The sequence below is a fragment of the Marinifilum fragile JCM 15579 genome (assembly GCF_001310955.1).
GTDB lineage: Bacteria > Bacteroidota > Bacteroidia > Bacteroidales > Marinifilaceae > Marinifilum > Marinifilum fragile.
This window is the reverse complement of record NZ_BAZX01000003.1, coordinates 1-14,348: the sequence shown is the minus strand read 5'-3', so window position 1 is coordinate 14,348 and position 14,348 is coordinate 1. Positions and strand designations below refer to the sequence as shown.

The following is a 14,348-nucleotide window of genomic DNA, read 5'->3' as shown; positions in this document are numbered from 1 at the left end:
TTGTAAGCTTCACTAAAATTTATTATTTTAATAGTACATACTATTAATCAAATACCCGATGGATCAGCCATATACTAACAATACAGCTGAATTACATAAAATAATTGAAAAATTACGTAAACAGATTGATTCGCTAAATAATAGGGAACATGATTTCTTTGGCAATTATCATCATGTTTTATCCAAAGAAAAGATTGTTGCTTTCTCCTGGTCCTTCGATAAAAATCAAATTCATTGGTCGGATTCCGCCGAAACTGTATTCGGTTTAAAAAATACAATTTTCGGAAACACTAAAGAAAGCTTTTTACACTGTATTAAACAGGAGGATAAAGCAAGTTTTATAAACAAACTCTTTGAATGCTTCGGTAAGAAATCAGTAAATTGTGAATCAACCTTCAGGTTTTCCGAAAAAATCAACTCTACCATTTGGATAAAAGCTTCATGCAAAATAGAGTACAATTTAAAGGGAGAACCTAAAGAGTTAAGAGGCATTTTAAAAGACATTACCCCCATAAAAGAAACCGAAGAAGAAAGATACCTTAATAACCTCAGATACCAAACGCTATTCAATTACTCTCCTGTTCCCTTATGGGAAGAAGAGTTTTCTGAACTCTATCAATATCTTGATGAATTAAAGCAAAATGGCATAACAAACTTCAAAGATTATTTTAATGAGCATCCTGAATCCCTTTCTCTCTGTTCTCAAAAGGTTAAAGTAACTGACGTAAACCTAGCAACATTAAAACTGCATGATGCTGGTTCAAAAGAAGAACTATTGGGAAATTTAGATAAAATTTTCACATCAAAATCCTACGAGGTTTTTAAAGATGAAGTTATTGCTCTTGCAAATGGTAAAAAAGAATTTGAAACCGAAGGTGAAATTAAAACCCTAAGTGGTGTTGCCAAGCAGATTTACCTAAAACTATCGGTGGATTACAACTCCTTGAATCGAGCAAAAGCCATGCTTGCAACAATTGATATTACTGATAGGAAAAAATCAGATGCCGCACTTGCCGAAAGTGAAAGAAAATTCCGAACATCATTTGAAGCTTCCGATGTTGGAATGGCAATTGTAGGTGATGACAAAAAATTTCGATCAGTAAATTTCGCATTCTGTAAAATGATGGAGTCCACCTCTGAGGATCTAAAAAAAATTAATTTTATTGATATTACTCACCCAGAAGATATAGAGCTCAGCAAACAACGATATCAAGATTGTATAGACAACAAAAAGGCATTTACAATTGAGAAAAGATATCTAACACAAAATAGAAATCTAAAGTGGGGACTAACCAGCGTAAGTCCGATTTTCGATTCAAAAAGTAAATTTCTTTACACCATTGTTCATGTTCAGGATATCACAGATCGAAAATTTTCTGAAGAAGAACTTTTAAAAAGTAATAAAGAATACGAAGTTTTAGCCAAGGAGTATAAAGAGCAAAACGAAGAACTTATTAAAGCAATTGAAATTGCTGAAAGAAGCGATCGTTTAAAATCGGAATTCCTACAAAACCTATCGCATGAAATTCGGACTCCAATGAATGCAATACTTGGTTTTACAGATTTTCTTGAATTGGAAAGTATCACTCCAATCAAACGCAGACAATACATCAGCATTATCAAAAATAGTGGATTTCAACTATTACGGATTATTGATGACATCCTTGAAATTTCTGCGCTTGAAACTAAACACATAAAGCTATACGAAAGCGAATTCAACCTTAACAACATTTTAACTGAGTTATTTACCATTTTTCAGCCTCAAGCAAAAAAACAAAATCTATCTTTATATCTCCACAAAGATTTAAAGGACGAAAACTGCCTAATTCGTTCAGATGAAGTTAAATTAAAGAAGATTCTAATCAACCTTATTGAAAATTCACTCAAGTATACAAACTCAGGTTCAATTGAAATTGGATATCATGTTAATGAAAATATAATAGAGCTGTATGTGAAAGATACTGGCATTGGCATTGATACTACAAGGCACACACAAATATTTGAAAGATTTTCTCAAGCCGAAGGTAAAATTAGCAACAAACAAGGTGGTTTAGGATTAGGACTATCCATTGTTAAAGAAAATGTAAAGTTGCTCAATGGTGAAATTAAATTAATTTCAAAAATTGACGAAGGAAGTAAATTCATTATTAGATTGAAAAATTGTTTCATCCCAAATCAAGGTAACTACATAAAACCGGGTGAACATGAATACAGTTGGAATATCTTAATTGCCGAAGATGAAGAAATAAATTATCTCTATTTCAAATCTTTAATGGAAGAAATTGCTCCCGAATGCCATTTAGAGCACGCTAAAAATGGAATTGAAGCCATCGAAATATTTAAACAGAAAGAGTTTAAGATTGTTTTTATGGATATAAAAATGCCTGAAATGAACGGTTACGAAGCAAGCATGGAAATCAAAAAGATTAATCCAGAACAGAACATTATTGCTCAAACTGCCTATTCTACCAGCGAAGATAAAATAAAAGCCAGGTTAGCAGGCTGTAGTGATTTCATATCCAAGCCTATTAGCATGAAAACAATGAAAAAAATACTAGCAAAACATCTAATTTCTTAAAAAAGTGAACTGGATATAAAATAATTGGCTCACTTGAATAAAAATTCAAGTGAGCCAATATCTTTTTATCTGTAGGTAAACCCTTTTAAGCTAGCCAAACCTCCGAGAGAGGTTTCTTTATATGACAATGACAAATCTAATCCTGTTTTCATCATAGTCTCAGTTACCTGATCAAAACTAATTCGATGTCTTCCATCAGATAATAACGCGTAAGTATTGTGATTTAATGCACGAGCTGCCGCAAACACATTACGCTCGATACATGGAATTTGAACCAAACCTAAAACCGGGTCACAAGTTAATCCCAAATGATGCTCCAATCCCATTTCCGCCGAATACTCAACCTGATAAATAGTTCCACCATGCAGTTGAGTTGCAGCTCCCGAAGCCATTGCACAAGCAACACCAACTTCTCCCTGACATCCTACTTCCGCGCCAGAAATTGAAGCATTAAATTTTACGATATTTCCAATCAATCCAGCTGTAGCCAAAGCTTTTAAAATATCTTTCTTGCTAAACTTATAGAATTTCTTGTGGAAATAAAGAATTGCTGGTAATACACCACAAGCTCCGCAAGTAGGCGCAGTTACAATTCGTCCTCCTCCAGCATTTTCTTCAGACACGGCTAGCGCATATGCATACAGCATCGCTCTACGTTTCATTGGTCCACTAAATGTTTTGGCTTTTAAGTGGTACAAATGGGATTTACGTGCCAATTTTAAACCACCGGGTAAATTGCCATCACAATTCATTCCTCTCTTAATGGCGCTTTTCATTACCTGCCAAACTTCTTCCAGAAAATCCCATATTTCTTTTCCTTCACAAAGCTCAACAAATTCCCAGATTTGCTTATTATTTTTTTCGCACCATTCCAAAATTTGATTCATAGTGGTCAAATCATAAATCGATTTCGATTCCGTTACAGTCTCATCATCTATAATAGCTCCCCCACCTACACTATAAGCAGTCCATTCTTCTATTAAATTATTAGATGAATCAAATGCTTTAAATCGGACTGCATTGGGATGCCTTTTCAAAACCTCATCGGGCTTCCAAAGCAATTCCATCTCTTTTTTCAAGAATGCCTTCTCAATGGCAACTCCCGTTAAATGACCTTCTCCAGTCGCAGCCAGGCTTCCAAATAGTGTTACCTCATATTTGTCCGCATCCGGCTGACGCTTTAAAAATATTTCAGCAGCCTTTCTTGGTCCCATGGTATGGCTACTTGAGGGGCCACAGCCAATTCTATATAATTCTTTAATCGATTCCATTTCTGTTGTTGTTTTGTTTGCGGCAAATTTAATAAATGCAATGAAAGGAATTACATTTTGGGTAGGTATAAAAAAAGAGAAGCTCAATAATGAACTTCTCTTCTCAGTCGGGGTGGCAGGATTCGAACCTGCGACCTCCTGCTCCCAAAGCAGGCGCGATAACCGGGCTACGCTACACCCCGAAAAAATCCGGTACTCTTTTCGATAACAATGAGAAGTTTTTAACTCCTCAATTTTTCAGTCGGGGTGGCAGGATTCGAACCTGCGACCTCCTGCTCCCAAAGCAGCGCGATAACCGGGCTACGCTACACCCCGAAAATTAGCGGAGAGAGGGGGATTCGAACCCCCGGTACCGATTACTCAGTACGTCAGTTTAGCAAACTGGTGGTTTCAGCCACTCACCCACCTCTCCTGATTGCGGAAGCAAAAGTATGTAAAAATTTCTGATGTGCAAAATATTTTTTTCGCAATAATTAAAGATTTTTCAAGCTCTCATTATAGTAAATTATAAATCAATGAGATTAGATTTTATTTTTTTTGAAATTATTTTTTAAAAAAGCCGAAAAGGAAACAAATCCCTTTCGGCTTTTAAAGAAAATTCATTGAATTTTATTTCTTCTTCCCTTTATCTTTAGGGTTCGCGATATTTTCTCTCATGCTTGTATCAGCTTCAATATTCTTCATACGGTAGTAATCCATGATTCCAAGCTGTCCATTTCTGAAAGCTTCAGCCATTGCTCTTGGCACCTCTGCTTCTGCTTCAATTACTTTGGCACGCATTTCCTGAGCCAATGCTTTATTTTCTTGTTCAGAAGCTACAGCCATTGCTCTACGTTCCTCAGCTTTTGCTTGTGCAATTTTCAAATCTGCTTCGGCCTGATCGGTTTGAAGAACTGCACCAATGTTTTTACCTATGTCAATATCAGCGATATCAATTGATAAAATTTCAAATGCAGTACCAGCATCCAAACCTTTCTCCAATACTACTCTTGAAATATTATCAGGATTCTCAAGAACCGATTTATGAGTTTCAGATGATCCAATTGATGATACAATACCTTCACCAACACGTGCAAGAACTGTTTCTTCTCCAGCACCACCAACCAATTGACGGATATTTGCACGTACAGTAACTCTTGCTTTTGCTATCAACTGAATTCCATCTTTAGAAACAGCTGTTACAGGAGGAGTATTGATCACTTTAGGAATTACACTCATTTGAACTGCTTCGTAAACATCACGACCAGCCAAATCGATAGCTGTTGCCATTTGAAATGGAAGTTCAATATTTGCTTTAGAAGCGGAGACTAAAGCATGCGTAACTTGCGCAACATGACCTCCAGCCAAATAGTGAGCTTCCAATTCATCTCTATTAAGCTTTAATCCAGCCTTAGTTCCTTCAATTAAGGCACGAACAATTACATTAGGTGGTACTTTTCTCCAACGCATAAATACCAATTGAATCAAAGATATTCTAACTCCTGATAACAGAGCTGAAAACCAAAGCGCTACAGGAATAAAGAAAAACAGGATATAAATCCCGACTCCTACAGCAGCAAATATTAGAATTATAGTTCCAATTCCTTCCATTTGTATCGTTTTATATAGGTTTTACAATTACAATTTTATCCATTACGCCAATGACTTCTACTTTGCTTTTCTCATCAATATAAGCACCTGTAGATTTTGCTTCGACAACTGTTTTATTAATTTTTATTTTCCCCATAGGTGCAAGTCGAGATAAACAGATTCCTTTATCACCTACATGTATTTTCTCCTCCTCTAGCTTTTCTACTTTTGAATCTACCTCTGTCTTAAGCATTATTTTATTCCACGTATTAGATTTCAAGGCCAAGACTAAAGATATTCCACAGAAAATAATAGTAGCCAACACAGTTAAATGCCCAATGTTATTTCCATAATGATCATAGGCCAGGTAAATTCCTCCACCAATCATTAATACACCTCCAATTGCCGCCAAGGTAATTCCTGGAATCACCAAAAATTCTAGTAACAAAAGAAGAACCCCTAATAGAATAAGTAATACAATAATTAAAGCCGTCATTAAATTCTAAATCTAAAATTATACAATTGTGACCTTTAATCCCTTCTTCACCAAGCCCTCTCTCATTGGTCTGATAACACTCATTTTTCCTTTTTTTACATCACACTTGCCCTTGTAATGCGTTATATATGCACATTGTTCTGCCTGTTCCGGGTCATGTTGGCAAATATCAACAAGTGCATCTACAACAAAATCGAAAGTGTGATAATCATCGTTATGCAAAAGCAAAGTGTTACGATTTATGATATCATCCAAAACCTCATTTTCCTTACCCAAATATCCTTCATCGTAATTACTCATATCATCATTTTTTTTATTGTCGAAGAATTTCCAATGCTTGCTGAATGGTAACTTTTTCACTTCCAGAATAAGCAACAGTAAAGGCGTCACTTAATCCTGCTTCTCTAAGTTCCATTTTCAATTTACTCACTTTGCTATAAGAATCAAAGCTTCCAACCGTGCAAATTGTATATCCTCTATAATCATTGGTATATTCAATCTTATATTTCGAAAATGCTCTAAGTCTATTCTTCACATCTTGCGGAACATCTTCTGCAAAAGCCCCCACCTGAACCTTGAATACAACTTCTCCACCATTGATTTTTACCGCCTTAGGTTCTACAGCTGGTTTTTGTGTTGATTTTGCCACTACCGTAGGCTGATAATTTTGATCTGTTATTTTTATTGCCTGACCTAAATCAGCTTTCTTTCCATCCTTATAGGCAACTACAAATGCATTTGGGAACAATTGTTTAATTTCATGAATAGATGATTTGGCTGATGCAAATGTTGGATAATTTCCGACCATGTATTTGTATAGTTTACCATTACCTGCCAATTCCTCCTTAACTGGATTTAAACCTTCAAAAAACTTAGGATCTCTCTTACTTGAGAAAACTCCTACCTGTAAATGATAGACATATCCTGCAATTACATTCTCAGATTTTTCTGGAACTTTTTCCGAACTCATTACCAAATGTTCGTTCTTTTCTGTTTGTGCAACAACATCTGTTTCTATGGTTCCTACAATATGCTTGTTCAAATAATCAGATTCAATAGATCTTGCCTGTATCATTTTTTGCTTAGCTTGATTTCCCAAATCGTATGATTTGTCTTCCAAGTTTGAAATTTGCTTGCTTAAATTAGCTTTTACAGTCTCATTAGCGTCTGCCAACTTTGTTCTTAAATTTTCCGTTACACTATAAAGGCTATCAGAATTGAACTTATCATTTTTCGACTGCATAAAAATATTCTTTGCCTCATTCGATTTAAACTCCGTCAAGTAGTGGTAAGTTAATTCTTCACTAATTTGAAAATTAAAGTATGGTAAATTAGCGCTAGTGAATTTAGTCGTATATTTTATCGTATAGGATGGCATTTCAACTGCAGGTTCTTCTGACTGAACTTTTTTTCCTTTTTTTAGCACAGCCAATTCAGGTAATGATTCAGCATTCATTACCACTTTTTGCTCTGGATATTCCGACATCTTAATTTTATAAATCGTCACATCCTTTTTCCCATTCTCACGACTCGAGGCAAAACAAGCAAACTCATCATTTACATCTGTTGCAAAAAAGAAATCATTAGAAGTTGAATTGATTGGAAAACCAAGATTTTCTGGTTCAGTCCAAGTATCGGTTATTTCATTGTATATCGATTTAAAAATATCAAATCCTCCATACTTGTGTGCCCCTGAGAACAGAAATATAATGTTCGGCCATCACCTGCCATATAGGGGTAAATTTCATCCAAATCCGTATTCAAAGCAGTTAGTGTTTCCCACTCACCCCAGCTGCCATTTTTTAAACGCTTGGCACGATACAAATCCCTACCGTTTTTTTTATTTTTCCCATAACTAGAGAAATATACATACTGTCCTTTGTTTGCCAAACATGCCACATCTACATCATCTGTTCCATCATATCTTGATTTAATGCTCTTTGTTTTCTTTGACAATCGATCATCAAAACCATCAATTTTGTAGTATCTGAAAAACTCTTGCTTATCAACTACTTTTTTATCTCGAACATCAAGCACGTAATAAGAATTCACCAAAGGCAAACCATTCTGACACATCACAATCAATTGATCAATACCTGTTGATTTTCTCTTGTAATATTCCTGAAACTTTCTGTAGTAACGAATTGCTGAATTAAATTGATAATTCATATGGAAAGCACGCCCCAAATAATAAGCAACTGACACATTTACATTCTTGGTTGAAGCGATTTTCAGATGCTTAATTGCTTCTGGAATATTTTCATTCAACTCCACCTGGCAAACTCCAAGATAATAATTGTATTCAGGATCCTGAGGATATACATTCATAAGTTCCTGATACAAAGGCATCGCACTTCTGTAGTTCTCCTCATCGAAAAAAGCAAATGCTTCTTCTTCAATTTGCTGTTCAGTTTTTCCTCCGCTAAAGCTTTGGGCAAATGATATTTGGGCAATAAACAAAGCGATTAAAAGCAACGTGCTGCGTAATCTCATAGTATCGTTCATAGAATTAATGTCTTGCTTAAAAATAATCCGAGATATTAATTATTTTATTCATAGCCTGTTCTTAATTTCATCTCTTAAACTCCCTTAAAACAAGGCTTACAATTATAAAATATTAATATAGTAAATATTTATAACAAAGATAATATATAAAGTGTAAGTACGAAATAACCAGAGAAAGATTGAATTAACAAAATATCAGAGCGTAATCTTAAAAAAAAGATCCTTTATTAAATCCATTTCGGTCGCAATTTTTTTTAACTTCATGGGTTAATAACTTTAGCCGAATTAATTCGTTCTGATATTCGGATTAAGGTATATTTGTAATTCAAATTTCTGAAAAATGACACATTTAAAAGAAGGAGATAAAGCTCCCCACTTCAAGGGATTAAACCAAGATGAAAAAGAATTAAGCTTAGACAATTTCAAAGGCAAAAAACTAATTCTTTACTTCTATCCTAAGGATAATACACCTGGATGTACTGCGGAATCGTGTAATTTGAATGAAAATTACGATGCCCTTACAAATTTAGGTTTTGAAGTTGTTGGCGTTAGCCCCGACAAAATTGCATCACATCAAAAATTCATTGCAAAACACAATTTGGCTTTCAATTTAATTGCTGATACCGAAAAAGAAATTTTGGAAGCATATGGTGCCTGGGGAATGAAAAAATTATACGGAAGAGAATATATGGGAGTCATTCGAACTACTTTCGTGATTTCGGAAGAAGGTATTATCGAAAAAATTTTTACGAAAGTAAAAACTAAAGACCATACCAATCAGATTCTTTCTGAAATGAATTTACAATAGCTTAAAGCTTTAAGAGGAAAAATATTTAAAACACATATTATGAGCAAAGACATTGCAGAAATTAACAAGGAAAAGCTGAAAGCACTTCAGCTAACCATGGAAAAAATTGACAAAACCTACGGAAAAGGTGCTATCATGAAAATGGGCGATGCAGCCGTTGAAGATATACCTGCAATTTCTTCGGGATCTTTGTCGCTAAATATGGCATTAGGAGTTGGTGGATATCCTAAAGGTAGAATTATTGAAATATACGGTCCTGAATCTTCAGGTAAGACCACTTTGGCAATCCATGCAATTGCTGAATCGCAAAAAGCTGGTGGTATCTGTGCAATTATTGATGCGGAGCACGCTTTCGATCGTTTCTATGCGGAGAAATTGGGTGTAGATACTGAAAACCTATTGATCTCTCAGCCAGATAATGGTGAGCAAGCTTTGGAAATTGCTGACCAGTTGATTCGTTCTTCGGCTATTGACTTAGTAGTAATTGACTCGGTTGCTGCTTTGACTCCAAAAGCTGAGATTGAAGGTGAAATGGGAGATTCAAAAATGGGTCTTCAAGCTCGTTTGATGTCACAAGCATTGCGTAAGCTTACTGCAAACATCAACAAAACGAACACTACTTGTATTTTCATTAACCAGTTGCGTGAGAAGATTGGTGTAATGTTTGGTAATCCTGAAACAACAACGGGTGGTAACGCTTTGAAATTCTATGCATCGGTTCGATTGGATATCCGTAGAATTGGTCAAATTAAGGATGGTGATGAAGTGAACGGTAACCACACTCGTGTGAAGGTTGTAAAGAACAAAGTTGCACCTCCATTCCGTAAAGCTGAATTCGACATCATGTATGGAGAAGGAATTTCTAAAACTGGTGAAATCATTGACTTGGGTGTTGAATACAACATCATTAAAAAGTCTGGTTCTTGGTTCTCGTATGGTGAAACCAAACTAGGACAAGGTCGTGAGGCAGTTAAAAACTTAATCAACGACAATCCAGAATTGGCTGAAGAATTGGAAAACAAGATTATTGAAGCCATCAACAATCCGGTAGAATAAATTCTGATACCTAATATAAATGAAAGGCTCTCGCAATGCGGGGGTCTTTTTTTTGTAGGAACATCCCCCTATATCCCCCTTGAAAGGGGGAGTTTGGACTGTGAAATCTTGCAAGTAATGAATCCCCGTAGAGACGCATGGCATGCGTCTCATCCAACACAAATCCAACAGCATGCCATGCGTCTCATCCCTCGCTAACCATAACACAACACAAATACCTTTACACACCTACCACAAAAATGCTCCCCCAAACACATGCACACTAACAGACGCATGCCACGCGTCTCTACTGTTTTATAAATTGATAATTCTTAATTGATAATTGTTCATTCTTCCTTACATTTACGGTGCTGAAAATATCTAACAACAAAATATCTACAATCATGACAAACAAGTACTTTTTGTTAGGATTGGCTTTTGTAGCAGGATTAACATCATGCGAACAGAAAGCTGAAGAATCAAAAAAAGATTCATCCTACAAACTCCTGAAACCAAATTGGCATCAGACGTTATGACTCCGGAAGTATTATGGTCTTTCGGACGATTGGGTGGAGAAAGTATCTCGCCTGACGAAAAAACAGTTCTTTACGGAGTAACTTACTTCAACAAAGAAGAGGACAAATCGTACCGCGACCTTTATACAGTTCCTGTTGCTGGTGGCGATGCTATTCAGATTACTAACACTGCAGGTAAAGAGTGGGGCGAGCGTTGGACCAAAGATGGTAAAATTGCTTTCCTTTCTGCTGAAAGCGGATCGGTTCAGGCATGGGAAATGAATGCTGACGGAACAGGTCGCAAGCAGTTGACTGATGTTGAAGGTGGAATCAACGATTTCAAATTCTCACCAGATGAGTCAAAAATTGTTTACTCAAAAGAAGTTAAGCTAAGAAAAGATGTACACGACAAGCATCCTGATTTGAAAAAAACCAACGGTAGAGTAATTACCGACGAGTTTTATCGCCACTGGGATCACTGGGTAGAAACTTACACTCACCTTTTCGTTGCCAATTTTAATCGCGCAAGCATGTTAAAAGACGGTAAAGATATCATGGAAGGTGAAGAATGGGAAGCTCCTGTACGCCCATGGGGTGGAATAGAACAGGTAGGCTGGACTGTTGATGGCAAGAACATCGCTTATTCTTCTCGTAAAAAATATGGTGTTGAATACGCTCTTTCAACCAATACAGATATCTATTTCTACAATGTAGAATCAGGCGAAACCAAGAACATGACCAAAGGCATGATGGGTTATGACAACAACCTTACCTTCTCGCCTGACGGAAAATACATGGCTTGGGAAAGCATGGAGCGCGATGGTTACGAAGCAGATCAAATTCGTCTGTTCTTAATGGATTTAAAAACTGGCGAGGCAAAATACATGACCAAAGGTTTCGACCAAAATGTGGGTCACCTAACATGGACCAAGGATAGCAAGTCGATCTATTTTATTTCAGACTGGCATGCAACTGACGAAATCTACCGTATGGACATTGCTGATGGCAAGATTCACAAAATTACCGAAGGGGTTCACAACTATCAATCGGTTCATCCTATTGGCGACAAGTTGATCGCAAAACGCGTATCGATGAGCAAACCTGCTGAATTGTACAATGTTGATGCTAAAACTGGTGAGGCGAAAGAAATCTCGTTCGTGAACAAGCACATTCTTGATCAGTTGACCCTTGCTACTGTTGAAAAACGTTGGGTAAAAACTACCGATAACAAGCAAATGTTGGTATGGGTAATTAAACCTCCTCATTTCGACGAAAACAAAAAATATCCTGCTGTTCTTTATTGCCAGGGTGGTCCTCAAGGAACAGTTTCTCAGTTCTGGAGCTACCGTTGGAACTTCCAAATGATGCTGCAAACGACTATGTAATTGTTGCGCCAAACCGTAGAGGTCTTCCTGGATTCGGTCAGGAATGGAACGAGCAAATTTCTGGTGATTACGGCGGACAGAACATGAAAGATTACCTATCGGCAATCGACAATGTAAAGGCTGAAAAGTATGTTGATGAAGATCGTTTGGCTTGCGTTGGTGCATCATATGGTGGATTCTCAACTTTCTGGATGGCTGGTCACCACAACAAGCGCTTTAAAGCATTCATCGCTCACGATGGTATGTTTAATCTTGAGGCTCAGTATTTGGAAACTGAAGAGATGTGGTTTGTAAACTGGGATCTTGGTGGTGCATACTGGGACAAAAAGAACAAGATTGCTCAGCGTTCTTATGCGAACTCTCCTCACAAATTTGTTGACAAGTGGGATACGCCAATCATGGTGATTCATGGTGAAAAAGACTATCGCATCGTAGCTTCTCAAGGAATGCAAGCATTTAATGCAGCTCGCCTAAGAGGAATTCCTGCAAAATATCTTTACTTCCCTGAAGAAAATCACTGGGTATTGGGTTGCCAAAATGGAATTTTATGGCAGCGCGAATTCGCTAGTTGGTTAGACAAATGGTTGAAGAAATAAGCGAAAGCTATTTAAATATTAAATCCCTGCCAGCTTTGGCAGGGATTTATTGATGCTCTCTCTTTAAACTGAGAGAATCAATGTTATCAATTGAGAGCCTCACTTGAAGTGAGACCCTCAAAAGCTAAGTAATAGAAAGGATCTTTATTGACTTACAACCTCATCTGGTTGAAATCCATACATAAAATCATTAAGCTGACCATTCGAACTTTTTAAACCTACAATATCCATCAACTCTTCAACGTAAAGACAAATTCTTTCTCTATCTTCAGTATCCACACTAAGGTAAACATCAGAAAATCTTTTCAAGCCAACACCTATGGCATCCTGATATTTCTTTTTGGATGGCTTATCAGAACTAGCAATTTTCTTGAAATCATTAGCTATTGCATTTATTTTGCTTGATAAGATTGGTCTCATGGATTCATCACCAATTCCTGGGTAATGCAAAAAACTATCTTCTACAAACTTTTTCTTTTCTTTAAATGCCTCAATTTTCTTAATAGTTCCTTCTTTTGTTTTCAATGTTCTTGTTGTGCATGAAATGAATGTGATCACACATCCTAATATTAAGAGAATCTTCATTTTTAAATTGAATTTCATGTGTTATTTAATTACTTCCGTTCTATAAAGAACCAATTTGAGCATGGATTTTTTGATGCTCTCACTTTAAGCTGAGAGTATCAAAGTCATCAATTGAGATTCTCACTTGAAGTAAGAATCTCAAAAGCAATCGCACAATAGATTACATTTCTTTCGTTTCCTCTCTCCTCTTCGCCCACATGGTTCTGCGTGCCCTAATTTTCATATTAATTTCCTTCAACTCCAATTCAGCAATTCTAGCCAATTTACCGTAATTATCAGGATCAAGTTTACGAAGGGTAAACAGGAAAGGCAAAATCTCCTCATTCAATAATCGATGTACCTTATGAGCCTGAGCCGTGGTCTGTACTCGTTGTTTTCGTTTTACTTTCTCTTCAATACTCAAACGATGGGCAGTCTGCAGCTGATTAATCAAATCTCTTAAGCCAACAATAAACACCTTAAGGCCATCTATATTTTCTACCTTAGGTTTCAGGTCTCCCAACAATGTTACTTCTATCAGTTTTTGCAAGCTTGGCATCTTTTCTTCAAGACTCAACTTGTGAGAATTTACGCCAAGGGCAACAATTTGCTTCCAAATTTTCTTTGCGTCCCTTCTTTTATCCTCATCGGAATGATGCAAATACGATTTTACCAGGTACTTTACTCCCACAAACAAACTTGCAATTTGTTTATTCAACTCTCTCATGTTCCCTGTAAATGTACCTTTTCGCGACTTCCCAAAAGAATCCCGAAGAATAATACTTTGCTCATCTAATTCTTCAAGTCTGTTCAAAAATTGTTTGTCTACATCTATTTTCTCACCTTTCCAAAAGTCAACAATTGTTCTGGCAACCTCTCTAACTTCTGTTGCTTTGGCATGAGCTAATAACTGCTGATTTTTATTCATTATTTTGCGTAAATGATTATTGATCTTTAAGATAAGATATTTTTTACATTTTAATATTATATAAACCTTTTAATCTATCTATTTTTATTAATTATAAT

At 36.3% G+C, this 14,348-nt stretch carries 14 protein-coding genes and 3 tRNA genes; 6 read left to right on the top strand and 11 right to left on the bottom strand.

What is annotated here, in order from left to right; genetic code table 11:
• Positions 1–58: 58 nt before the first annotated feature.
• Positions 59–2,578 (top strand): hybrid sensor histidine kinase/response regulator, encoded by a 2,520-nt coding sequence (locus tag JCM15579_RS03410; RefSeq protein WP_054715764.1) that lies wholly within the window; start codon positions 59–61, stop codon positions 2,576–2,578.
• 65 nt (positions 2,579–2,643) lie between these two features.
• Here JCM15579_RS03410 and JCM15579_RS03405 read toward each other — a convergent pair whose 3' ends face one another.
• The 9 genes from JCM15579_RS03405 to JCM15579_RS03365 form a co-directional block, all read right to left on the bottom strand.
• On the bottom strand, positions 2,644–3,849 hold the full coding sequence (locus tag JCM15579_RS03405) for an L-serine ammonia-lyase (protein WP_083464529.1): 1,206 nt from the start codon (positions 3,847–3,849) through the stop codon (positions 2,644–2,646).
• 107 nt (positions 3,850–3,956) lie between these two features.
• A tRNA-Pro gene (locus tag JCM15579_RS03400) sits at positions 3,957–4,031 on the bottom strand.
• A 59-nt stretch (positions 4,032–4,090) separates the two neighbouring features.
• Positions 4,091–4,164 (bottom strand) — tRNA-Pro (locus tag JCM15579_RS03395).
• An 8-nt stretch (positions 4,165–4,172) separates the two neighbouring features.
• Positions 4,173–4,261: transfer RNA gene (locus JCM15579_RS03390), tRNA-Ser, on the bottom strand.
• A 197-nt stretch (positions 4,262–4,458) separates the two neighbouring features.
• Positions 4,459–5,439: a flotillin-like protein FloA gene (gene floA / locus JCM15579_RS03385; RefSeq protein ID WP_054715761.1), complete on the bottom strand. Its 981-nt coding sequence runs from the start codon at positions 5,437–5,439 to the stop codon at positions 4,459–4,461.
• Positions 5,440–5,449: 10 nt separating this feature from the next.
• On the bottom strand, positions 5,450–5,914 hold the full coding sequence (locus tag JCM15579_RS03380) for an NfeD family protein (RefSeq protein ID WP_054715756.1): 465 nt from the start codon (positions 5,912–5,914) through the stop codon (positions 5,450–5,452).
• 18 nt (positions 5,915–5,932) lie between these two features.
• A complete protein-coding gene (locus JCM15579_RS03375; protein WP_054715753.1) occupies positions 5,933–6,214 on the bottom strand; it encodes an ATP-dependent Clp protease adaptor ClpS in 282 nt (93 codons plus the stop codon).
• Positions 6,215–6,227: 13 nt separating this feature from the next.
• Positions 6,228–7,400, bottom strand: coding sequence for an SPOR domain-containing protein (locus JCM15579_RS03370; RefSeq protein WP_054715750.1), 1,173 nt, complete (start codon positions 7,398–7,400; stop codon positions 6,228–6,230).
• Positions 7,401–7,552: 152 nt separating this feature from the next.
• A complete protein-coding gene (locus JCM15579_RS03365; RefSeq protein WP_054715747.1) occupies positions 7,553–8,419 on the bottom strand; it encodes a tetratricopeptide repeat protein in 867 nt (288 codons plus the stop codon).
• 340 nt (positions 8,420–8,759) lie between these two features.
• On the opposite strand from JCM15579_RS03365, the gene bcp reads away from it, so the two are divergent.
• The 5 genes from bcp (at position 8,760) to JCM15579_RS20590 (ending at position 12,758) form a co-directional block, all read left to right on the top strand.
• Positions 8,760–9,227, top strand: coding sequence for a thioredoxin-dependent thiol peroxidase (bcp, locus tag JCM15579_RS03360; protein ID WP_054715744.1), 468 nt, complete (start codon positions 8,760–8,762; stop codon positions 9,225–9,227).
• A gap of 39 nt (positions 9,228–9,266) precedes the next feature.
• Complete coding sequence (recA, locus tag JCM15579_RS03355) at positions 9,267–10,283, top strand: recombinase RecA (RefSeq protein WP_054715740.1); 1,017 nt, start codon at positions 9,267–9,269, stop codon at positions 10,281–10,283.
• A gap of 383 nt (positions 10,284–10,666) precedes the next feature.
• Positions 10,667–10,798, top strand: a complete 132-nt coding sequence (locus JCM15579_RS21750; RefSeq protein WP_262493479.1) for a hypothetical protein — start codon at positions 10,667–10,669, stop codon at positions 10,796–10,798.
• On the top strand, positions 10,795–12,162 hold the full coding sequence (locus tag JCM15579_RS03350) for a S9 family peptidase (protein ID WP_218186045.1): 1,368 nt from the start codon (positions 10,795–10,797) through the stop codon (positions 12,160–12,162). The genes JCM15579_RS21750 and JCM15579_RS03350 overlap by 4 nt, the downstream gene beginning before the upstream one ends.
• Positions 12,126–12,758 (top strand): S9 family peptidase, encoded by a 633-nt coding sequence (locus tag JCM15579_RS20590; RefSeq protein ID WP_218186044.1) that lies wholly within the window; start codon positions 12,126–12,128, stop codon positions 12,756–12,758. Before JCM15579_RS03350 ends, JCM15579_RS20590 begins: the two co-directional genes overlap by 37 nt.
• A gap of 144 nt (positions 12,759–12,902) precedes the next feature.
• Here JCM15579_RS20590 and JCM15579_RS03345 read toward each other — a convergent pair whose 3' ends face one another.
• Positions 12,903–13,361 carry a DUF4844 domain-containing protein gene (locus tag JCM15579_RS03345; protein ID WP_083464511.1) on the bottom strand — a complete coding sequence of 153 codons (459 nt, stop codon included), beginning with the start codon at positions 13,359–13,361 and terminating at the stop codon, positions 12,903–12,905.
• A gap of 142 nt (positions 13,362–13,503) precedes the next feature.
• On the bottom strand, positions 13,504–14,250 hold the full coding sequence (locus JCM15579_RS03340; protein WP_054715737.1) for a hypothetical protein: 747 nt from the start codon (positions 14,248–14,250) through the stop codon (positions 13,504–13,506).
• Positions 14,251–14,348: the final 98 nt, after the last annotated feature.

Bases quoted from the DNA above. Each gene is read 5' to 3' on its own strand.
- JCM15579_RS03410 (WP_054715764.1), top strand. From the start codon at position 59: ATGGATCAGCCATATACTAACAATACAGCTGAATTACATAAAATAATT.
- JCM15579_RS03405 (WP_083464529.1), bottom strand. From the start codon at position 3,849: ATGGAATCGATTAAAGAATTATATAGAATTGGCTGTGGCCCCTCAAGT.
- floA (WP_054715761.1), bottom strand. From the start codon at position 5,439: ATGGAAGGAATTGGAACTATAATTCTAATATTTGCTGCTGTAGGAGTC.
- JCM15579_RS03380 (WP_054715756.1), bottom strand. From the start codon at position 5,914: ATGACGGCTTTAATTATTGTATTACTTATTCTATTAGGGGTTCTTCTT.
- JCM15579_RS03375 (WP_054715753.1), bottom strand. From the start codon at position 6,214: ATGAGTAATTACGATGAAGGATATTTGGGTAAGGAAAATGAGGTTTTG.
- JCM15579_RS03370 (WP_054715750.1), bottom strand. From the start codon at position 7,400: ATGTCGGAATATCCAGAGCAAAAAGTGGTAATGAATGCTGAATCATTA.
- JCM15579_RS03365 (WP_054715747.1), bottom strand. From the start codon at position 8,419: ATGAACGATACTATGAGATTACGCAGCACGTTGCTTTTAATCGCTTTG.
- bcp (WP_054715744.1), top strand. From the start codon at position 8,760: ATGACACATTTAAAAGAAGGAGATAAAGCTCCCCACTTCAAGGGATTA.
- recA (WP_054715740.1), top strand. From the start codon at position 9,267: ATGAGCAAAGACATTGCAGAAATTAACAAGGAAAAGCTGAAAGCACTT.
- JCM15579_RS21750 (WP_262493479.1), top strand. From the start codon at position 10,667: ATGACAAACAAGTACTTTTTGTTAGGATTGGCTTTTGTAGCAGGATTA.
- JCM15579_RS03350 (WP_218186045.1), top strand. From the start codon at position 10,795: ATGACTCCGGAAGTATTATGGTCTTTCGGACGATTGGGTGGAGAAAGT.
- JCM15579_RS03345 (WP_083464511.1), bottom strand. From the start codon at position 13,361: ATGAAATTCAATTTAAAAATGAAGATTCTCTTAATATTAGGATGTGTG.
- JCM15579_RS03340 (WP_054715737.1), bottom strand. From the start codon at position 14,250: ATGAATAAAAATCAGCAGTTATTAGCTCATGCCAAAGCAACAGAAGTT.